This window comes from Streptomyces sp. NPDC043867 (assembly GCF_056435845.1).
Window position 1 is genome coordinate 1 of record NZ_JBWKDS010000048.1, and the last position, 20,619, is coordinate 20,619.

Sequence of the window (20,619 nt, forward strand, 5' to 3'; positions counted from 1 at the left end):
CCCCCCCCCCCCCCCCCCCCCCCCCCCCCCCCCCCCCCCCCCCCCCCCCCCCCCCCCCCCCCCCCCCCCCCCCCCCCCCCCCCCCCCCCCCCGCTCCGGGTTGGACGTGGCCGAGGTCAGACCTCGACGACGACCGGGAGGATCATCGGGCGCCGGCGGTAGTTGTCCGACACCCACTTGCCCAGCGTGCGGCGGATGAGCTGCTGCAGCTGGTGGGGCTCGACGACGCCGTCCTGGGCCGAGCGCTCCAGGACTTCCGTGATCTTCGGGACGACGGCCGAGAACGCGCTGTCGTCGATGCCCGAGCCGCGGGCCTGGATGTGCGGGCCTGCGGTGATCTTGCCCGTGCTGGAGTCGATCACCATGAAGACCGAGATGATGCCCTCGTCGCCGAGGATGCGGCGGTCCTTCAGCGCGGTCTCGCCCACGTCGCCGACCGAGAGGCCGTCGACGTACACGTATCCCGCCTGGACCTTGCCGGCGATCCTGGCCTTGCCGCCGACGAGGTCGACGACGACGCCGTCCTCGGCGATGACGATGCGGTCGTGCGGAACTCCGGTCAGGGCGCCGAGCTCGGCGTTGGCGCGCAGGTGGCGCCATTCGCCGTGGACCGGCATCAGGTTCCGCGGCTTGCAGATGTTGTAGAAGTACAGCAGCTCGCCCGCGGAGGCGTGGCCCGAGACGTGCACCTTGGCGTTGCCCTTGTGGACCACGTTGGCGCCCCAGCGGGTCAGGCCGTTGATGACGCGGTAGACCGCGTTCTCGTTGCCGGGGATCAGCGACGACGCCAGGATCACCGTGTCGCCCTGGACGATGCGGATCTGGTGGTCGCGGTTGGCCATGCGGGACAGTGCGGCCATCGGTTCGCCCTGCGAGCCCGTGCAGACGAGCACGATCTCGTGGTCCGGAAGGTCGTCGAGCGTCTTGACGTCGACCACCAGGCCCGGCGGGACCTTCAGATAGCCCAGGTCGCGGGCGATGCCCATGTTGCGGACCATCGACCGGCCGACGAAGGCGACCCGGCGGCCGTACTCGTGGGCCGCGTCCAGGATCTGCTGGATGCGGTGGACGTGACTGGCGAAGCTCGCCACGATGATCCGCTTGCCGGCGCCGGCGAAGACCTGCCGCAGGACGTTCGAGATGTCGCGCTCGGGCGGGACGAAGCCCGGGACCTCGGCGTTCGTCGAGTCCGAGAGGAGAAGGTCGATGCCTTCCTCGCTCAGCCGCGCGAACGCGTGCAGGTCGGTGAGGCGGCCGTCCAGCGGGAGCTGGTCCATCTTGAAGTCGCCGGTGTGGACGACCATGCCCGCCGGGGTGCGGATGGCCACCGCGAGGGCGTCCGGGATGGAGTGGTTGACCGCCACGAACTCGCAGTCGAAGGGGCCGATGCGCTCACGGTGCCCCTCGGTGACCTCGAGCGTGTACGGACGGATGCGGTGCTCCTGGAGCTTCGCCTCGATGAGGGCGAGGGTCAGCTTGGAGCCGATCAGCGGGATGTCCGGCTTCTCGCGCAGGAGGAAGGGGACACCGCCGATGTGGTCCTCGTGGCCGTGTGTGAGGACGATGCCCTCGATGTCGTCGAGGCGGTCCCTGATGGACGTGAAGTCCGGCAGGATCAAATCGATTCCGGGCTGCTCCTCCTCGGGGAAGAGCACTCCGCAGTCGACGATCAGCAGGCGCCCGTCGTACTCGAAGACGGTCATGTTCCGGCCGATTTCGCCGAGACCACCGAGCGGGGTGACCCGCAGGCCGCCCTGGGCAAGCTTCGGCGGCGGCGCGAGTTCGGGATGCGGATGACTCAAAAGACTCTCCTCACCACGCGCGCCACGTACCCGGCAAGGCACGTGGCGCGCGTGACGTTCGTGCAGTAGCAGTTGTCTGTGTGGGACGCAGGCCGGTGGCCCGCGGTCGTACGTATTCAGTTGTGAAGTCTGTGGTCAGAGCTGTACCCCGCCGGCGGCAAGATCGATCTTGAGCTGGTTGGTCTCCTCGGGGGACAGCTCGACCATGGGGGCGCGCAGCGGTCCGGAGGGCAGGCCCTGAAGGGCGAGCGCGGCCTTGGTCGTCATGACGCCCTGAGTGCGGAACATGCCGGTGAATACGGGGAGCAGCTTCTGGTGGATCTCGGTCGCCTTCTGGACGTCGCCCGAGAGGTACGCGTCGAGCAGCTCGCGCAATTCCGGCGTGACGACGTGGCCGACGACGGAGACGAAGCCGACGGCGCCCACGGAGAGCAGCGGCAGGTTCAGCATGTCGTCGCCCGAGTACCAGGCGAGGCCGGAGCGTGCGATGGCCCAGCTGGCGCGGCCGAGGTCGCCCTTGGCGTCCTTGTTGGCGACGATCCGGGGGTGCTCGGCGAGGCGGACGATCGTCTCGGTGTTGATCGGGACGCCGCTGCGGCCGGGGATGTCGTAGAGCATCACGGGCAGCTCGGTCGCGTCGGCGATCGCCGTGAAGTTCCGGTACAGGCCCTCCTGCGGGGGCTTGTTGTAGTACGGCGTGACGGTCAGGAGGCCACTCGCGCCGGCCTTCTCGGCGTCGCGGGCGAGCTCGATGCTGTGGCTGGTGTCGTTGGTGCCGACGCCCGCGACCACGTGCGCCCGGTCGCCGACCGCTTCGGCCACGGCGCGTACGAGCCGGGCTTTCTCCGCGTTGCTCGTGGTCGGGGACTCGCCGGTGGTGCCGTTGATGACCAGGCCGTCGTTGCCTGCGTCCACCAGGTGGGCGGCGAGCCGCTGCGCGCCGTCGAGGTCGAGTGCGCCGTCCGCCGTGAAGGGCGTGACCATGGCGGTGAGGACCCTCCCGAAGGGGGTCTGCGGAGTGGAGGTCGGAGCCATGGGTAACACGCTACTCGCTGCTCAACGCGGGGTCTGCCCTCGGGGCAGGCGACAAGTCCGGACAAATGCGGAGCCCGGCACTGCCTGCTCGGGGGTTCAAGCAGTGCCGGGTCCGTTTGATCAGGCTAGATGAACTTCCAGAAATGCCGCAATCGGGACACTTCGTCCGGCTGATGCGTACATCTGTGCCGGATGCGTGCGGGAGCGCGCTACGGCGCGACGCGTCCGTTGGCGTTGAAGGCCGCATACGTGAGCGGCATGAGCTTCGCCCACTCCGCCTCCATCTGCTCGCCGACCATCTCGATCTCCCGCTGCGGGAAGGACGGGACCTTGGCGAGTTCGTGCTGGGTGCGCAGGCCGAGGAAGTGCATCAGCGAGCGTGCGTTGCACGTGGCGTACATCGACGAGTAGAGGCCCACCGGGAGGACGGCGCGGGCCACCTCACGGGCCACACCGGCGGCGAGCATCTTCCGGTACGCCCGGTAGGACTCGATGTACGACTCCTGCATGGCGTCCGCCGCGATCTCGCGCTGCTCCTGCGAACCGTCCACGAAGACGTACTTCCCCGGGCGGCCCTCCTGGACCAGCTTGCGGGACGCGTCCGGGACGTAGAAGACCGGCTGGAGCTCCCGGTAGCGGCCCGACTCCTCGTTGTACGACCAGCCCACGCGGTGCCGCATGAACTCGCGGAACACGAAGATCGGGGCGCTGATGAAGAACGTCATCGAGTTGTGCTCGAAGGGACTGCCGTGCCGGTCCCGCATGAGGTAGTTGATCAGTCCCTTCGAGCGCTCCGGGTCCTTGGTCAGCTCGTCGAGGGACTGCTCCCCGACGGTCGAGACACGGGCGGCGAACAACACGTCCGAGTCGGCGGCGCTGGACTTCACCAGCTCGACGGCGACGTCGTTCCTGAGGTCGATCTTGAAATCGTCGGCGGGGGTGTCGGTCACGATTCGAAGGGTCCTTCCATCACAGCTCTGAACGCCGCCACTCTACGGCCCGGCGAGCCCGGAGATTTCCGTGCCCCGCCAAGGAGAAAATCGGTGAAAGCGGGCACCTTTCGGGAGGTTCGTACGTCTGTAGGAGTGACACGGATCCCTTCGAGTCCGCAGAGGAGAAGCACCGCCCATGTTCCGTCGGCGCGAGCCCGTCCCGTTCGCCTTCATCGCCGAAGCCGACAAGTTCCGCAGCAATGTCGCTCCCCCGCCCCGTGAGCGCGCCTCCGCCGGGCAGCTGGCCGGCCGCTGGCTCATCGGGCTCACCGTGGTCGCCGGTCTCGTCGGATCCCTGCTCATCGGGATGCCCGCGCTCTCGGCGGACCAGTCGGCCCCGACGACGCAGCACTCCGAGGCCTCCGACGGGCGCTGACCCGCACGGCACCGCACGGCACCGCACGGCACCCGGGGCACCCCCTTGGCCCCCCAAGGGTGGTGAGCGGGGATCCGGCTCGATAGCCTCACCGGGCATAGCCCCTGTGTGGATCGAGTGAGGACCAGTCGTGCCCCTGCCCTTCCTGACGGCGGACCGCGCTTTTGACGAGGCGGCGGACGATCGCGCACTGCCGTTCGACGACCGCGACCAGTGGCGGCGTCCGTACCGGCCCGGGCCCTGGCGGGTGGGCGCGGCGGCGCTCGTCCTGCTGCTCGCCTCGTACGTGCTCTTCGCCTCCGTGATCATCGCGCTCACCGGGACGATGGCGGGCGCCGCCGTGTGTCTGGGCGGGGCGCTGCTGGTCATACTGTGCGCGCTGCGGCTGCTGCGGGTGGGTGTCTGGGTCAGCGCGAGCGGCCTGCGCCGGGTGAGCTTCCTCCGCACGAGCACCGCCCCCTGGGAGCAGGTCGCCGCGGTGCGGACGGTGCAGCAGCCGGTGCGCTGGCTCGGGCTGCCGCGCACGGTGCAGGGGCAGGCCCTGGTCCTCGTCCGCAGGGACCGTGCGCCGGACGCCCTGGTGCCGTTGCTCACCACGCACGGCGCGGACTTCCTGGCGCGCATGGAGGCCTTCGACCGGGCGGCGGACGCCGTCGAGGTGTGGGCCGACGAGTACCGCAGGAGCTGAGCCGCAGCACGACGAAGGGGCCGGCCCCACCGCGGGCCGGCCCCTTCGTCGTGCCCCCGGGCGGGCGGCCCGGACTCCTACGCGGTCGGTCGGACGCGGACCGGGCGGCCCTCGTGCAGGGCGATCGCGCGCTGCATCGCCTTGCGGGCACGCGGGGTGTCACGGGCGTCGTGGTAGGCGACGGCGAGGCGGAACCAGCTGCGCCAGTCGTCGGGGGTGTCCTCGGTCTCGGCCTTGCGCCGGGCGAAGACCTCGTCGGCCGAGTCGCGGTCGATGCGGCCGCCCGGCGTGCGCTTCAGCTCGTCCACGGGCAGGCCGCCCTCGGCGTCCAGCTCGGCGGCGAGCCGGTTGGCCCTGCGGACGAACTGGGTGTTCTTCCACAGGAACCAGACGCCGATGACCGGCAGGATCAGTACGGAGACGCCGAAGGTGACCGTGAGGACCGTACCGGTCTGGATCAGGAGGACTCCGCGCCAGCCGACCAGCACGAAGTAGGCGACCAGGACGGCCGCCGTGATGGCGTAGGTGATCTTCGCGCGCATGTCTCAGCTATCTGTCGACGGTCTTCGGCGGCCGCTCAGCCGAGGTCCAGGAAGTGCTCCAGGCCGAAGGTGAGGCCCGGGCTGCTCACGACGCGGCGCACGCCGAGCAGGATGCCCGGCATGAAGCTGCTGTGATGCAGCGAGTCGTGGCGGATGGTCAGGGTCTCGCCCTCCGCGCCCAGCAGGACCTCCTGGTGGGCCAGCAGGCCGCGCAGGCGGACCGCGTGCACCGGCACCCCGTCGACGTTCGCCCCGCGGGCGCCGTCCAGGGCGGTCGCCGTGGCGTCCGGCTGCGCGGCGCTGCCGGCCCGCTCACGGGCCGCGGCGATGAGCTGCGCCGTGCGCGTGGCGGTGCCGCTGGGGGCGTCCACCTTGTTCGGGTGGTGCAGCTCTACGACCTCGACGGACTCGAAGTACGGTGCGGCGGCCTCGGCGAACTTCATGGTCAGTACGGCACCGATGGAGAAGTTGGGCGCGATGAGCACGCCCGTCTCCGGCGAGCCGTCCAGCCAGGTCCGAAGCTGCGCGAGCCGTTCCCCGGTCCAGCCCGTCGTGCCGACCACGGCGTGGATGCCGTTGCGCACGCAGAAGTCGAGGTTGTCCATCACCGAGTCCGGTGTGGTCAGCTCCACCGCGACCTGCGCGCCCGACGCGGTCAGCGTCTCCAGCGTGTCGCCCCTGCCCAGCGCGGCCACCAGCTCCATGTCCTCGGCGGCCTCGACGGCTCGTACCGCCTCGGCCCCGATGCGGCCCTTGGCACCGAGGACCGCCACGCGCAGCTTGCTCATGCTTGGTTCCTTACCTGAGACGGGGGTTACGCGACCGCGTCGTGCAGCCGGGACGCCTGCTTGTCCCTGAGCGGGCCGATGACCGACAACGAGGGCCGCTGTCCCAGGATCTCGTGGGCGACCGAACGGACCTCGTCCGGGGTGACCGCCGCTATCCGGGCCAGCATGTCGTCGACGGACATCTGGTCGCCCCAGCACAGCTCGCTCTTGCCGATGCGGTTCATCAGCGCGCCGGTGTCCTCCAGGCCGAGGACCGTGGAGCCCTGGAGCTGGCCGACGGCCCGGCCGATCTCGTCGTCCGAGAGACCGTGCTCGGCGACGTGGTCGAGCTCGTCGCGGCAGATCTTCAGCACGTCGTGCACCTGGCTCGGGCGGCAGCCCGCGTACACGCCGAAGAGACCGCAGTCGGCGAAGCCCGTGGTGTACGAGTACACGCTGTAGGCCAGGCCGCGCTTCTCGCGGATCTCCTGGAAGAGGCGGGAGGACATGCCCCCGCCCAGGGCGGTGTTCAGGACGCCCAGCGCCCAGCGCCGGTCGTCGGTACGGGCCAGGCCCGGCATGCCGAGGACGACATGGGCCTGCTCGGTCTTGCGGCCGAGCAGGCCGACGCGGCCCGCGGTGCGGATGGTGCGCCGGCCGTCGCGCGGGGCGACCGGGGCGGCCTCGGGGCCCTGGAGGGCGCCGGCCTTCTCGAAGGCGGCACGGACCTGGCGTACCACCTTGTTGTGGTCGACGTTGCCCGCGCAGGCCACGACGAGGTGCGTCGGGTCGTAGTGCTTGCGGTAGAAGCGACGGATGCGGTCGGCGCTGAGGGCGTTGACCGTGTCGACCGTGCCGAGGACCGGGCGGCCGAGGGGGGTGTCGCCGAGCATCGTGTGCGCGAACAGGTCGTGCACGCAGTCGCCCGGGTCGTCCTCGGTCATGGCGATCTCTTCGAGGATCACGCCGCGCTCGGCGTCGACGTCGGCCTGCTCGACCAGCGAGCCGGTGAGCATGTCGCACACGACGTCGATGGCGAGCGGCAGGTCGGTGTCGAGCACGCGTGCGTAGTAGCACGTGTACTCCTTCGCCGTGAACGCGTTCATCTCGCCGCCGACCGCGTCGATGGCGGAGGAGATGTCCAGGGCGGACCGGCGCCGCGTGCCCTTGAAGAGGAGGTGCTCCAGGTAGTGCGTGGCACCGTTCAGCGCGGGCGTCTCGTCGCGGGAACCGACGTGCGCCCAGATGCCGAAGGTGGCGGAGCGTACGGAGGGCAGGGTCTCGGTGACGATGCGCAGGCCGCCGGGGAGCGTCGTCTTACGGACCGTGCCGATGCCGTTGCGGCCCTTGACGAGGGTTTGGGTACGGGCGACGGCCCGCGCCTCCGAGGAGGTGCGGGCCGTCGCCGTGGAGCTGCTCGACGTCACTTGTCGGTGTCGTCCTTCTGGTCGTCGCCCTCTTCGCCCTCGACCACGGGGATGAGGGAGAGCTTTCCGCGGGAGTCGATCTCGGCGATCTCGACCTGGACCTTCTGGCCCACGCCGACGACGTCCTCGACGTTCTCCACGCGCTTGCCACCGGCGAGCTTGCGGATCTGCGAGATGTGCAGCAGACCGTCCTTGCCCGGGAGCAGCGACACGAACGCACCGAAGGTGGTCGTCTTGACGACCGTGCCCAGGTAGCGCTCGCCGACCTCCGGCATGGTCGGGTTGGCGATGCCGTTGATCGTGGCGCGGGCGGCCTCGGCCTGCGAGCCCTGCGCGGCACCGATGTAGATGGTGCCGTCGTCCTCGATCGTGATGTCGGCGCCGGTGTCCTCCTGGATCTGGTTGATCATCTTGCCCTTCGGGCCGATGACCTCACCGATCTTGTCCACCGGGATCTTGACGGTGATGATCCGCGGGGCGTTGGGGGACATTTCGTCCGGCGTGTCGATCGCTTCCATCATCACGTCGAGGATGTGGAGGCGGGCGTCACGGGCCTGCTTGAGGGCCGCGGCCAGGACGGAGGCGGGGATGCCGTCCAGCTTCGTGTCGAGCTGGAGGGCGGTCACGAACTCCTTGGTGCCGGCGACCTTGAAGTCCATGTCGCCGAAGGCGTCCTCCGCACCGAGGATGTCGGTGAGGGCGACGTAGTGCGTCTCGCCGTTGATCTCCTGGGAGATCAGGCCCATGGCGATACCGGCGACGGGGGCCTTCAGCGGCACACCGGCGTTCAGCAGCGACATGGTGGAGGCGCAGACGGAGCCCATGGACGTCGAGCCGTTGGAGCCGAGGGCCTCGGACACCTGACGGATCGCGTAGGGGAACTCCTCGCGCGTCGGCAGGACCGGCACGATCGCGCGCTCGGCGAGGGCGCCGTGGCCGATCTCGCGGCGCTTCGGCGAACCGACGCGGCCCGTCTCGCCGACGGAGTACGGCGGGAAGTTGTAGTTGTGCATGTAGCGCTTGCGGGTCACCGGGGAGAGGGTGTCCAGCTGCTGCTCCATACGGAGCATGTTGAGGGTGGTGACGCCCAGGATCTGGGTCTCGCCACGCTCGAACAGCGCGGAGCCGTGCACCCGCGGGATGGCCTCGACCTCGGCGGCCAGCGTGCGGATGTCGGTGACACCGCGGCCGTCGATGCGCTTCTTGTCCTTGATGACGCGCTCACGCACGAGGGACTTGGTCAGCGAGCGGTACGCGGCGGAGATCTCCTTCTCGCGGCCCTCGAACTGCGGGAGCAGCTTCTCGGCGGCGAGACCCTTGACGCGGTCCAGCTCGGCCTCGCGCTCCTGCTTGCCGGCGATGGTGAGGGCCTGCGAGAGCTCGCCCTTGACGGCGGCGGTGAGCGCCTCAAGGACGTCGTCCTGGTAGTCGAGGAAGACGGGGAACTCGCCGGTCGGCTTCGCGGCCTTGGCGGCGAGGTCGGCCTGGGCCTTGCAGAGCACCCGGATGAAGGGCTTCGCGGCGTCCAGACCGGCGGCGACGACCTCCTCGGTCGGCGCCTCGGCGCCGCCCTGCACGAGCTGGATCGTCTTCTCGGTGGCCTCGGCCTCGACCATCATGATCGCGACGTCGCCGTCCTCGAGGGTGCGACCGGCGACGACCATGTCGAAGACGGCGTTCTCGAGTTCGGTGTGCGTCGGGAACGCGACCCACTGGCCGTTGATCAGCGCGACGCGGACGCCGCCGATCGGGCCGGAGAAGGGCAGACCGGCCAGCTGCGTGGACGCGGACGCGGCGTTGATCGCCACGACGTCGTACAGGTGGTCGGGGTTGAGTGCCATGATCGTCGCGACGACCTGGATCTCGTTGCGCAGGCCCTTCTTGAAGGACGGGCGCAGCGGACGGTCGATGAGGCGGCAGGTGAGGATGGCGTCCTCGGAGGGCCGGCCCTCACGGCGGAAGAAGCTGCCGGGGATCTTGCCGGCGGCGTACATCCGCTCCTCGACGTCCACCGTGAGGGGGAAGAAGTCGAGCTGGTCCTTGGGGTTCTTCGAGGCGGTCGTGGCCGACAGCACCATGGTGTCGTCGTCCAGGTACGCCACGGCGGAGCCGGCGGCCTGCTTGGCCAGGCGGCCCGTCTCGAAACGGATGGTGCGGGTGCCGAAGGAACCGTTGTCGATAACGGCCTCGGCGTAGTGGGTCTCGTTCTCCACTAGCAATTTCTCCGATACTTTTCGTCTTTCGTCCCGCCTGTCCGTGTGACAGGGGGACGGTGGCGGAGAAGCGCTCCGTCTGGTGCGGGCCGGTCTTCGATCGAAGCACCCGGGCTTGCTTCCCCGGGGGCCACTACCGAGGACCGGCGGCGGCGAGGCGCGCTTCTCCTCGTTCAGTGTGTGACCTCGGCCTGCCCGGTGCGGGCAGGCGCTGTCACGTGGTGTCGTACGTCCTGCGTCGTGCTACCACATTACAAAGAGGCGGCGATGTTCCGCACGTACGGCAAAGGGAGCGGTTCCCTCCTGAGGTGGGAACCGCTCCCTTCACGGCGTGTTACTTGGCGCCCGCCGCACCGCGGCGGATGCCCAGGCGGTCGACCAGCGCACGGAAGCGCTGGATGTCCTTCTTGGCCAGGTACTGCAGCAGACGGCGGCGCTGACCGACCAGGATCAGCAGACCACGACGGGAGTGGTGGTCGTGCTTGTGCGTCTTCAGGTGCTCGGTCAGGTCCGAGATCCGGCGGGACAGCATGGCGACCTGGACCTCGGGGGAGCCGGTGTCGCCCTCCTTCTGACCGAACTCGCTGATGAGCTGCTTCTTCGTAGCGGCGTCGAGCGGCACGCGTACTCCTCGTAGTCTTTGTGATGGCCACCGAGTGCCCCTGGTCCACATCTCAGGGGAGCTTCCGTAACTCGGGAGGCGGGGATCCGCTGGGCGCGACCTCCAGAACACATGGCTCCGGGGGTGCGTACACAAACGGCCGTTACACAGCGTACCAGCCTGGAAGGACGCGCTCGCCGGGGTCCCGGAAGGACCCCTGGCGCGGAGGGGGCGGCCACTAGGGTGAACGCTCGGATCGTTTCGTACGGGAAGGGGTCGCTTCGCCATGGCCGAGGCACAGGACAAGGACGTCAGGGCCCGCAAGGAGCGCGAGAAGGACGAGCTCTACGCCCTCGACATCTCGGGCGTCGAGTGGCACAGCGCGCCGGGTACCGAGGAGCACGAGGAGCGGGTCGAGATCGCGTATCTGCCTGCGGGTGCCGTGGCCATGCGGTCCTCGCTGGACCCGGACACGGTCCTGCGCTACACGGAGGCGGAGTGGACCGCGTTCGTGCTGGGGGCGCGGGACGGGGAGTTCGACCTGGAGCCGGCGCCGGGCGGCGGAGTGGACGCGGGGCCGGCGTCCTGACCGTGCCGTACGGACGCCCGTGCCGTACGGACGTGACGGAACGGGAGAAGGGGCGGCACGCGGGTCTCCCACCCGCGTCCCGCCCCTTCTCGCTGCCCGCTCACACGGTCGGGACCTCTCAGCTGGTCATGGCGCGGGCGGTCGCGTACACGTCGAAGACGGCGAGCGCCAGCGGTACCAGCGTCAGCAGGACGAAACCCTCGGCGATCTCCAGGAAGCGGCCCCAGAACGGGGTGAGACCGCCGCGCGGGAGGATCAGACCGAGCGCGGTGACCAGGGCCGCCGCCGCCGCGATCACGGCGACGAGCCAGATCGTACGGAGGTCGAGGGCCGCGCGGTCCCCGGCGAGGGCGTCGCGCATCAGGGGGGACGGCGGGTTCAGCGCCAGGCCGAGGCCGAGCAGGACGAGGGCGGTGAGGCCCGCGGCGAGGATGGGCGCCACCTGGGCGGTGTAGCGGAAGAGGTGGGCGCGCATCAGCAGCGCGACGCCGGTCGCGAGGGCGAGCAGCCGGCCCCACACGTCGTCGGAGAAACCGAGCACCGCGCAGGCCGCGACGGCCACGAGCGCGCAGCCGCCCACCAGGCCGACGAGCAGTTCGTGGCCTCGGCGGGCCTGCGCCTGGATGCGTTCGGCGTCGACCGGCTCGGGCGGCACGGGATCGGTGCCGTACGCGCTGCGCTGGGCGTTGTTCGGCGGGTCGAAGCCGATCGGCAGGCGGGCGAAGCGCATGGACAGGCCGGGCAGGAAGGCCAGCGCGCCCACGGCGACGGGCGCGCACAGCGCGGCCGTCTCCGGGGGCGTCCAGTGCGCGAGGAGCGCCACGAACACGGTGATCAGGCCGATGGCGGAGGCGCACACGAACGCCACGAACGGGCCGTCGCCGCGCGGGGAGCACAGAGTGAGGACCACCGAGGCCACCAGGACCGCGGCGCAGCCGAGGAGGAACTGGAGCTTGCCGATGCCCTGGCCTGCGGCGAGGGCCAGCAGTCCGGAGCCCGCCACCGCCGTGTTCGGCAGGGCGCCGAGCCCGAGCGCGATCGCGGACGCCCGGTCGTCGTAGACCCGGGCGCGCACGGCGGCGAAAACCACCAGGAGGACGCCGGCGACGGCCGCGAGGATGCCGGGCAGGCTGTGCATGTCGTGCAGCGGGTCGGCGGTCCAGGCGACGAAGGCGAGCAGCGCCGGCAGGACACCGCCGCCGACGAGGCCCGCGGCGCGCGTCAGGTCGCCGTTCCACAGGGTGCGCTCGCGGGTGACCGCGGAGGCCACCGCCTCGGAGACGTCGTCGAAGACGGCGGGCGGCAGCGACTCGGAGAAGGGGCGCAGCGTGAGGAGTTCGCCGTCGAGAATGCGCTGGGCGGCGAAGGAGCGGGAGCTGTCGAGGACCGTACCGTCGCGGCGTACCAGGTGGTAGCCGACCGGGGCGCCCTCGGCGGGGCTCTGCCGGGAGAGCCGCAGGATCTCCGGATAGATGTCCGCGACCGGGATGTCGTCGGGCAGCGCCACGTCGATCCGGCTGTCCGGCGCGACGATGGTGACCCGGCAGAAACCGAGACCCGCGCCCGCCCCGGAAGGGGCCGCGGGACCGGGACCGCCGGCTCCGGTGATCGTCGCGGAGGCCGTCATGCTCACCTGCTGCTCCCCCTCAGTGATGGTTGTGGAACTGGGCTGTGAAGGTCCTGCGCCCGTTTCCGCGGGGTGCTCCGCCGATCGCCCGGCGAGGCGCCGATCCTGGGCCCGTCCGGTCGGCCAGCGGGCCCCACGCACCTCCACATGGCGCGAAATGCCCTGATTCTCCAGCCTGGTTCGTGTGTGCTCACGCGAACATCCGGCACCCTACCGCCCACCGGTCCCGCGTGAAGTCAGTAGGATCACGCGGCGGCCTGCGTCCGCCTGACACGGGGCGGCGGGCGGAAGACCCTGGGGCCGGCAAGGGAATTGGTGAGCAGTGAGCCACATCGTCGTGAAGCGCCCGCCGCGGGCGCTGCCGTCCGAGGTGCCCACGGACGAAGTCGTCCTGCAGCCTCCGCCCGAGCTGCCGCGAGGACATCAGGAGAGCGTCCTCATGCAGTTGCTGCCGACCCTCGGCATGGGCGGCTCGGTGGTGTTCTTCTTCACGAGCGGGCAGCCGTTCATGAAGATCATGGGCATGGTGATGATCGCCTCGACGGTGGCCATGTCCATCGCGATGGTGGTGCGGTTCCGGCGCGGTTCCCAGGGCCAGCTCGCCGACATGCGCCGCGACTATCTGAGCTACCTGTCGCAGACCCGGCGCGCCGCCGTGGGCACCGCGAAGGCGCAGCGCGACGCCCAGTACTACCTGCACCCCTCGCCCGAGCAGCTGTGGGCGCTGGTCGCCGAGGGCAGCCGGCTGTGGGAGCGGCGCCCGGGCGACGAGGACTTCGCGCAGGTCCGCGTCGGTCTCGGCCCGCAGTCCCTCGCCACCCCGCTGCTCACCCCCGAGACCGGCCCCGTGGACCAGCTGGAGCCGCTGACCGCGGGCGCGATGCAGCGGTTCGTCGCCACCCACAGCACCCTGGACGACCTGCCGATGGCGGTCTCGCTGCGCGCCTTCTACCACGTGAGCATCAGCGGTGAGCCGCAGTCCGTACGTGCCTCGGCGCGCGCCCTGACCGGTTCGCTGGCCGCCCTGCACTCCCCCGAGGACCTGATCATCGTGGTCGCGGCCGGGCGGGATGCCCTGCCGCACTGGGAGTGGGCCAAGTGGCTGCCCCATGTGCAGGCGCCCGGCGCGGTGGACGGCGCGGGCAGCCGCCGCCTGATCGGCAGCGACACCCACGAGCTCGAGGACCTGCTCGCCACCCGCCTGACCGGCCGCCCCCGCTTCCACCCGAACGCCGCCCCGCTCACCGACGAACCGCACATCGTCGTCGTACTCGACGGCCTGTCGCTGCTGCCCGACTCGGTCCTCGCCTCCGCCGAAGGCCTCCAGGGCGTCACGGTCCTCGAGGTCGTGCCCGGTGAACCGGCGGGCACACAGGGCGACTTGTCCATCGTCGTACAGCCGCAGGAGCTGCACCTGGAGTCCGGGCACGGCGTCGTCTACGAGGGGATCCCCGACGCCCTCTCCTACGAGTCGGCCGAGGCGCTGGCACGGCAACTCGCCCCGCTGCGCATGGCGTCGGGCGGCGACGACGACGAACCACTGCTCGCCAACCTGGAGTTCACCGACCTGCTGAGTCTCGGCGACGCCGCGTCGGTGGACACCAAGCGCACCTGGCGGCCGCGTTCGCTGGCCGAGCGGCTGCGGGTGCCGATCGGCGTCGGTGAGGACGGCCGTCCGGTGATGCTGGACCTCAAGGAGGCCGCCCAGGAGGGCATGGGGCCGCACGGCCTGTGTGTGGGTGCGACCGGTTCCGGCAAGTCGGAGCTGCTGCGCACCCTGGTGCTCGGCCTCGCGGTCACCCACTCCTCGGAGACCCTGAACTTCGTCCTCGCGGACTTCAAAGGCGGTGCCACCTTCGCCGGCATGGCGCAGATGCCGCACGTGGCGGCCGTCATCACCAACCTCGCGGACGATCTGACGCTGGTCGACCGCATGGGCGACTCCATCCGCGGTGAGCTCAACCGCCGCCAGGAGATGCTGCGCGACGCGGGCAACTACGCCAACATCCACGACTACGAGAAGGCGCGCGCGGCCGGCGCCCCGCTCCAGCCGATCCCCTCCCTCGTCCTGGTGATCGACGAGTTCAGCGAACTGCTCACCGCGAAGCCGGACTTCATCGAGATGTTCGTGCAGATCGGCCGTATCGGCCGTTCGCTGGGCGTGCACCTGCTGCTGGCGTCCCAGCGCCTGGAGGAGGGACGGCTGCGCGGCCTGGAGACGTACCTGTCGTACCGCGTCGGTCTGCGCACGTTCTCCGCCGCCGAGTCGCGTGCGGCCTTGGGCGTGCCGGACGCCTACGAGCTGCCGAACGTGCCCGGTTCGGGTTTCCTGAAATACGGCACGGACGAGATGGTGCGGTTCAAGGCGGCGTACGTGTCCGGGGTGTACCGCTCCGGTTCGGCGCGGGCCGCCGCGCTCGGCGGGACGCTGCCGCTGGACCGGCGGCCGGTGGTGTTCACCGCGGCCGAGGTGCCCGTGCAGTACGTGACCGTGCCCCAGCAGCGTCCGGAGGCGTCCGACACGGACGACGCGCTGGCGGACACCGTCCTCGACGTGATCGTGCGCCGGCTGGAGGCGCAGGGGCCGGCGGCGCACCAGGTGTGGCTGCCGCCGCTGGACAGCCCGCCGTCGCTGGACGGGCTGCTGCCCGGTCTGACCGCGGTCGAGGGCCGGGGGCTCACCCAGCCCGGGTACGAGGGAGCGGGACGCCTTGTCGTCCCCGTCGGACTCGTCGACAAGCCGTACGAGCAGCGCCGCGACCCGCTGTGGGTCGACTTCTCCGGCGCGGCCGGCCACATGCAGATCGTCGGCGGCCCGCAGTCCGGCAAGTCGACGCTGCTGCGCTCGCTGATCGCCTCGTTCGCCCTGACCCATACCCCGGCCGAAGTGCAGTTCTACGGCCTCGACTTCGGCGGTGGCGGGATGTCGGCGATCGCCGGGCTGCCGCACGTCGGCGGTGTCGCGTCCCGGCTGGACCCCGAGCGGGTGCGCCGCACGGTCGCCGAGGTGTACGGCGTCATGACGCGCCGCGAGGAGTACTTCCGCTCGTCCGGCATCTCCTCCATCGCGGAGTTCCGCACCAAGCGCGGCCGCGGCGAGATCTCACTGACCGAGCAGCCGTGGGGCGACGTCTTCCTCGTCATCGACGGCTGGGGGAACTTCCGCACCGACTACGAGGGTCTGGAGCAGGTCGTCCTGGACATGGCCGCGCGGGGCCTCGGCTACGGCATCCACGTGGTGCTGTCCGCGTCCCGGTCGATGGAGGTCAGGTCCAACCTGAAGGACCACCTGATGAACCGCCTGGAGCTGCGGCTCGGCGACACGATGGACTCGGAGCTGGACCGCAAGGTGGCGGCGAACGTCCCGACGGGTGTGCCGGGACGCGGCCAGTCGCCGCAGAAGCTGCACTTCATGGCCGCCGTCCCGCGGATCGACGGCCTCACCTCGGACACCGACCTCGCCGACGCCACCGCGGCGCTGACGACGGAGGTCGCCCGGCACTGGCAGGGGCCGGGTGCGCCCGAAGTACGTCTGCTGCCGCGCGAGTTCCCGGCGGAGCAACTGCCTCCGGGCGACCGGTTCCCCCGGCGCGGGGTGGCCTTCGCCCTCGACGAGGACAACCTCGAACCCGTCTTCGTCGACTTCGAGCAGGACCCGTTCTTCCTGGTCTTCGGCGAGAGCGAGACCGGCAAGTCGAACCTGCTGCGGCTGCTCATCCGGCAGCTGACCGCGCGCTACTCCGGCGACGAGTGCAAGCTGTTCGTCGTCGACAACCGGCGGTCCCTGCTGGGTGTCACGCCGTCCTCGCATCTGGCGGAGTACATCCCGATGTCCAACGCCATGGACCACCACATGACCGCGCTCGCCGACCTGATGCAGCGCCGGACGCCCACGGCCGACGTGACCGCGCAGCAGCTGCGGGACCGGAGCTGGTGGCAGGGGCCGACGGTCTACGTGATCGTGGACGACTACGACCTGGTGTCCACGTCGAGCGGGAACCCGCTGGGCGGCCTGACGGAACTCCTCCCCTTCGCCCGGGACGTCGGCGTGCGCTTCATCATCGCGCGGTCGACGGCGGGCGCGGGGCGCGCGGCGTACGAGCCGTTCATGCAGCGCATGAAGGAACTGGGCGCGCAGGGTGTCGTGATGGCCGGTGACCCGGGCGAGGGGGACATCCTCGGCGGGGTGCGTCCCCGGCCGATGCCGGTGGGCCGGGGGGTCTTCGTCTCCCGGCGACGCGGAAAGCCCCTGGTGCAGACGGGGTTGGTCGCGGGCGAGTACTGACGGGGCTCGGGTGGGCTTGAGTGAGGCTCGGGTGTTGGGCGCTTCGGGCGTTGTGGAGAGGGTGGCCGGGTCTGTGGAGAGGGTGGCCGGGTCCGTGGAGGCTCTTGTGTCGGGCGCGCGGATCTGACCAGTTGGTCGTTGACGGAACGGGCCTCTCCTTGAGGTGGGCTCGACGGGGACACGGGGAAGGGTTCGCGCATGGCGTGGGACGAGTGGGAACAGCTGAAGTCGCAGGCGGCCGAGCGTCAGTCGGCCCACATGCAGCTCAATCAGCTGGAGCCGGGCGGCGGTGGCGGCCGTGTCACGGATCCCGGCCGGTACGGCGATCTCACCGTGCATCAGGGTGACCTGGCGAAGATCGGCGAGCAGGCGTTCACGCTGTACAACGACCTGTGGAACAAGGGTCGCAGAGCCGTCCCCAGCAGCGACAAGGCCGCCGGTGACCTGACCAAGCAGGGTTTCGCCCTCGGTGGCGGGCTCCAGCACGTCTCCGCCCGCTGGGACGAGCAGCTCTCGTCGCTGCGAGACGCATGCGCCCACATCTCGAACCACATGCAGGTCACCAAGAAACTCCACGCCGGCGACGACCACTACATCCGGCGCCAGATGAGCAGCATCGACGTCCTGGACCAGGGCTTCGACGAACGCGTCGGTGCTCCGGGCGACAAGAACCCCGCCTACGCCGACAAGGACGAGAAGAAGGACAAGAAGGGCGACTGATGGACCTCGACGCGCTCCGCTTCGCCGACTTCAAGCTGCTCGAAGATGCGGTCACCGACTGGACCACGATGATCGGTGACCTCGACGAACTCAAGGAGTCCGCCGACAAGGGCCTCAGGGGCGCCGCCAACAAAGCCAACTGGACCGGCGAGAACGCCACCGTCTCCAAGGAGTTCGTCGGCAAGACAGCCGGCGAGTTCGAGGACGCCCACACCCAGGCGACCTCGATCCGGAACATCCTCCGGGACACCCTCGGCGAACTGAAGAACCACAAGGGCAAGCTCGAAGACGCCATCGCACGCGGCCTGAAGAAGAACCTGACGATCACGACCACAGCGGGCGGCGGGTTCACGGTGGCCACACACGTCCATCCTGATCGTGCGGATACGCCCGAACACGACGCCGGCGATGTCACGAGTCTGCGCGATGAGATCCAGAAGATCCTCGACGACGCGACGGAGAGCGACAACTCCGCCAGCAAGGTCCTGCAAGCGCTGGCAGACCAGAGCCGACTCGGCTTCTCCGACGCGAGCTACGCCAACCGGGACGCCGCCGCCGACGCCATCAAGGAAGCCGATGAGCTGGCCGGACTGGCGAAGAAGAAGCCGGAGGACCTCAGCGTCGCGGATTTCGACCGGCTCAACGCCGGCCTGAAGAAGTACGCGAACGACGACCTGTTCGCCGAGGAGTTCGCCACGCAGCTCGGGCCGAGGGGGACGCTCGACTTCTGGACCGGGCTCAACGACGTGCACAGCGCCTATGCGGTGGGCAGCAAACGGGTGGACCAGTACGACGACCTGCAGAAGAGTCTGAGCCTCACTCTGGCCAACGCCACACAGAGCGACACGGGCGCGATGACCGAGTGGAAGAGCGGCATGGTCGACCTGGCCGACAAGCCCGTCGGCCGGGGCGGCGGTTTCCCCCTCGGTGCGCAGGTCATGTCCAACCTGATGCGGTGGGGCGACTACGACGACAGGTTCCTGGTCGACTACGGCGACAAGCTGATCGCGACGGAGAAGAAGTTCACGGACAACGGCCGTCACGGGGCCTGGCGGCGCGAGGGCTTGGGCGTGGACCTGCTCATCAACCGCACCGGCACGGACTCTGGCTGGGACCCGATGACCGGCTACCTGAAAGCGCTGTCGAACAGCCCGGACGCGGCGACCGAGTTCTTCAACGACGACTTCGTCAGCAAGGACGAGGACCACGACTTCACCGAGAAGAAGGACGGCAAGGACGTCAGGAAGTCCCTGTCCAACTTCGACTACCTCTTCGAGGAGCGGGACTGGCCGCTGGACCAGAACGACAAGGGCGACGACAGCAACGAGGGTCGCAACAATCTGGCGCTGGCTCTGGAGGCGGCGACCACGGGGCATCCTGCCGGTGAGCTGCCTACGGCGGACACCCCTCCACACAACCTGGAACAGGCCAAGCTCATGGAGAGCCTGGTGGCATCGATTGCAGACGATCCCGAGCGACTGACTAAGTATGGGTACATGTCCGACAGTGTCGGTCAGATCACGTCAGAATATCTGCCTGACATCAACAGAGGCATGAGTGACGTGCAACGAGACCCGGACTCGGACGACTGGCGAGACATCGAGAAGCTCTACCCAGTCGCCGGTTCGGAGGCCGAACTCCAGCATACGGACATCACCAAGCTCCTCTTCACTGTCGGACAGAATGAAGAGGGATATGCCGCGGTCGAGGTCGGCCAGAAGGCTTACATGGCCAAGCTGATGGACTACCACTTGGACCCGGACCTGCCGTCAGCCCAACGCGTCTCCGAGGACGAGGAACTCGTAGTCCGGCAGATCGCGGGGAGGTCCGGCGAAGTCTCCGGCACCCTCGGGCTCGGCCGTCAGGAAGCCATCGGAGAAGATGCCTCCGACAAGGACAAGGATTACGAGCAATCCGTGTCCCAGTACAAGAACCTCATTTCCGGTGGGGTTGGCACAGTTGTCGGAGTGGGCACGTCGTTCGTCGCGACACCTTGGGTCGGAGCGGCAGTCGGTGGCGGCGCCGGCACTGTGACCAGCGTGGTTCTCGAGTCTGTCTTCAAAGATGCGGAAGGGCATGCTCTGGATGACGTCCAGAAGACGATGGGTGAGCGTTGGCAGGACGGCCTGATGAGGAACGCAGAGGTCTCCGGGCAGGCTGCTCGTCTCGCAGCGGAGGAACACCGCTCGGTCGATGCCGGTGACGCTTCCACCTGGGCGCGGGAGGCCGGACGCCAGGGTTATGTCAATGCGCGGGCCATTCTGGAAGGCCAGGCCCCGGGAAGTATCGCTTACTCCTGACCAAGTCGAGCATTGGAAGAGAATCGCGATGAGTCATCGTCGAAACGCTGCGGGACTCCCCCTTTTAGTTACCTCTGCCGCGTTCGTCACCCTGTCTTTTATGGCCACTGGGTGCAGCGGAGACAAGGAGAATCGCGAATATGCCGTTCCTCACGAGCTGTGCGGAACGGCCATCTCCTCCGATGAGCTCGCCCGTTTCCTCCCCCCAGGAAAACAGATCACCGTGAGAGATGATTCCCACACGGCAGTCAAGGGATGCGAGGTCCTCGTCGACAATAAGCTCGTCGTTTCCACTACGCAGGCCTGGCTGGAAAGGGGCAAGACGACAGCCTATTTCGCGGCCGGCCAGACTCTTGACGCGCCTGAGAATTCTTCAGCTGACGGTAGGTTCCGATACTCGGACAACGAGGCCTTCGGGAAGACTCGCGGCTGCATCGATAAGGAGCACGGACAGGAGTTGTACACCGCCGTACAGGCAGAGGGGTCGAAGCACAAGGACGCTGAGGCCATGAAGCGCCTCATCGTCTCCTACACCAGGGATGTCGAGGAGTCAGCCGAGTGCACAGCAGGTTCCCAGTAGGTTGCCGACGCCAATCGGGTTCTTCGTCCAGGCCACGATCGGTCAGCGTTGACCATGGGGGAAGCAGCGACCGGC

16 protein-coding genes are annotated in these 20,619 nt (G+C 69.4%); 7 read left to right on the top strand and 9 right to left on the bottom strand.

What is annotated here, in order from left to right; translation table 11 throughout:
- Window positions 1-116: 116 nt before the first annotated feature.
- The 3 genes from AC069T_RS33160 to thyX form a co-directional block, all read right to left on the bottom strand.
- Window positions 117-1,802 carry a ribonuclease J gene (locus tag AC069T_RS33160; RefSeq protein WP_478786261.1) on the bottom strand — a complete coding sequence of 562 codons (1,686 nt, stop codon included), beginning with the start codon at window positions 1,800-1,802 and terminating at the stop codon, window positions 117-119.
- 135 nt (window positions 1,803-1,937) lie between these two features.
- A complete protein-coding gene (gene dapA, locus AC069T_RS33165) occupies window positions 1,938-2,837 on the bottom strand; it encodes a 4-hydroxy-tetrahydrodipicolinate synthase (RefSeq protein ID WP_478786262.1) in 900 nt (299 codons plus the stop codon).
- Window positions 2,838-3,046: 209 nt separating this feature from the next.
- Window positions 3,047-3,787 carry an FAD-dependent thymidylate synthase gene (gene thyX, locus AC069T_RS33170; RefSeq protein ID WP_478786263.1) on the bottom strand — a complete coding sequence of 247 codons (741 nt, stop codon included), beginning with the start codon at window positions 3,785-3,787 and terminating at the stop codon, window positions 3,047-3,049.
- A gap of 178 nt (window positions 3,788-3,965) precedes the next feature.
- Between thyX and AC069T_RS33175 the strand changes: the two genes are divergently transcribed.
- Together AC069T_RS33175 and AC069T_RS33180 are read left to right on the top strand one after the other, a co-directional pair.
- On the top strand, window positions 3,966-4,205 hold the full coding sequence (locus AC069T_RS33175; RefSeq protein ID WP_478786264.1) for a hypothetical protein: 240 nt from the start codon (window positions 3,966-3,968) through the stop codon (window positions 4,203-4,205).
- Window positions 4,206-4,335: 130 nt separating this feature from the next.
- On the top strand, window positions 4,336-4,893 hold the full coding sequence (locus AC069T_RS33180; RefSeq protein ID WP_478786265.1) for a PH domain-containing protein: 558 nt from the start codon (window positions 4,336-4,338) through the stop codon (window positions 4,891-4,893).
- A 77-nt stretch (window positions 4,894-4,970) separates the two neighbouring features.
- Here AC069T_RS33180 and AC069T_RS33185 read toward each other — a convergent pair whose 3' ends face one another.
- The 5 genes from AC069T_RS33185 to rpsO form a co-directional block, all read right to left on the bottom strand.
- Window positions 4,971-5,435 (bottom strand): hypothetical protein, encoded by a 465-nt coding sequence (locus AC069T_RS33185; RefSeq protein ID WP_478786266.1) that lies wholly within the window; start codon window positions 5,433-5,435, stop codon window positions 4,971-4,973.
- 35 nt (window positions 5,436-5,470) lie between these two features.
- Complete coding sequence (gene dapB, locus AC069T_RS33190) at window positions 5,471-6,223, bottom strand: 4-hydroxy-tetrahydrodipicolinate reductase (RefSeq protein WP_478786267.1); 753 nt, start codon at window positions 6,221-6,223, stop codon at window positions 5,471-5,473.
- A 26-nt stretch (window positions 6,224-6,249) separates the two neighbouring features.
- Window positions 6,250-7,629, bottom strand: a complete 1,380-nt coding sequence (locus AC069T_RS33195; RefSeq protein WP_478786268.1) for a M16 family metallopeptidase — start codon at window positions 7,627-7,629, stop codon at window positions 6,250-6,252.
- On the bottom strand, window positions 7,626-9,842 hold the full coding sequence (locus AC069T_RS33200; RefSeq protein ID WP_478786269.1) for a polyribonucleotide nucleotidyltransferase: 2,217 nt from the start codon (window positions 9,840-9,842) through the stop codon (window positions 7,626-7,628). The genes AC069T_RS33195 and AC069T_RS33200 overlap by 4 nt, the downstream gene beginning before the upstream one ends.
- A gap of 334 nt (window positions 9,843-10,176) precedes the next feature.
- A complete protein-coding gene (gene rpsO, locus AC069T_RS33205) occupies window positions 10,177-10,464 on the bottom strand; it encodes a 30S ribosomal protein S15 (protein WP_057579463.1) in 288 nt (95 codons plus the stop codon).
- Between the two features lie 265 nt (window positions 10,465-10,729).
- Here rpsO and AC069T_RS33210 point away from each other — a divergent pair, with 265 nt between their 5' ends.
- On the top strand, window positions 10,730-11,032 hold the full coding sequence (locus tag AC069T_RS33210) for a DUF397 domain-containing protein (RefSeq protein WP_478786270.1): 303 nt from the start codon (window positions 10,730-10,732) through the stop codon (window positions 11,030-11,032).
- Between the two features lie 118 nt (window positions 11,033-11,150).
- Here the strand turns inward: AC069T_RS33210 and eccD are convergent, their stop codons facing one another.
- Window positions 11,151-12,665, bottom strand: a complete 1,515-nt coding sequence (gene eccD / locus AC069T_RS33215) for a type VII secretion integral membrane protein EccD (protein ID WP_478786271.1) — start codon at window positions 12,663-12,665, stop codon at window positions 11,151-11,153.
- Window positions 12,666-12,981: 316 nt separating this feature from the next.
- Between eccD and eccCa the strand changes: the two genes are divergently transcribed.
- From eccCa to AC069T_RS33235, 4 genes are all read left to right on the top strand, one after another.
- Complete coding sequence (eccCa, locus tag AC069T_RS33220) at window positions 12,982-16,944, top strand: type VII secretion protein EccCa (RefSeq protein WP_478786272.1); 3,963 nt, start codon at window positions 12,982-12,984, stop codon at window positions 16,942-16,944.
- A 198-nt stretch (window positions 16,945-17,142) separates the two neighbouring features.
- A complete protein-coding gene (locus tag AC069T_RS33225; RefSeq protein WP_478786273.1) occupies window positions 17,143-17,664 on the top strand; it encodes a hypothetical protein in 522 nt (173 codons plus the stop codon).
- On the top strand, window positions 17,664-19,964 hold the full coding sequence (locus tag AC069T_RS33230) for a hypothetical protein (RefSeq protein WP_478786274.1): 2,301 nt from the start codon (window positions 17,664-17,666) through the stop codon (window positions 19,962-19,964). The genes AC069T_RS33225 and AC069T_RS33230 overlap by 1 nt, the downstream gene beginning before the upstream one ends.
- 100 nt (window positions 19,965-20,064) lie before the next feature.
- A complete protein-coding gene (locus AC069T_RS33235) occupies window positions 20,065-20,544 on the top strand; it encodes a hypothetical protein (RefSeq protein WP_478786275.1) in 480 nt (159 codons plus the stop codon).
- The last annotated feature ends 75 nt before the right edge of the window (window positions 20,545-20,619 follow it).

Excerpts from the sequence above, each read along its gene's own strand:
- dapA (WP_478786262.1), bottom strand. The coding sequence starts at position 2,837 with ATGGCTCCGACCTCCACTCCGCAGACCCCCTTCGGGAGGGTCCTCACC.
- AC069T_RS33175 (WP_478786264.1), top strand. The coding sequence starts at position 3,966 with ATGTTCCGTCGGCGCGAGCCCGTCCCGTTCGCCTTCATCGCCGAAGCC.
- AC069T_RS33185 (WP_478786266.1), bottom strand. The coding sequence starts at position 5,435 with ATGCGCGCGAAGATCACCTACGCCATCACGGCGGCCGTCCTGGTCGCC.
- dapB (WP_478786267.1), bottom strand. The coding sequence starts at position 6,223 with ATGAGCAAGCTGCGCGTGGCGGTCCTCGGTGCCAAGGGCCGCATCGGG.
- AC069T_RS33210 (WP_478786270.1), top strand. The coding sequence starts at position 10,730 with ATGGCCGAGGCACAGGACAAGGACGTCAGGGCCCGCAAGGAGCGCGAG.
- AC069T_RS33225 (WP_478786273.1), top strand. The coding sequence starts at position 17,143 with ATGGCGTGGGACGAGTGGGAACAGCTGAAGTCGCAGGCGGCCGAGCGT.
- AC069T_RS33230 (WP_478786274.1), top strand. The coding sequence starts at position 17,664 with ATGGACCTCGACGCGCTCCGCTTCGCCGACTTCAAGCTGCTCGAAGAT.
- AC069T_RS33235 (WP_478786275.1), top strand. The coding sequence starts at position 20,065 with ATGGCCACTGGGTGCAGCGGAGACAAGGAGAATCGCGAATATGCCGTT.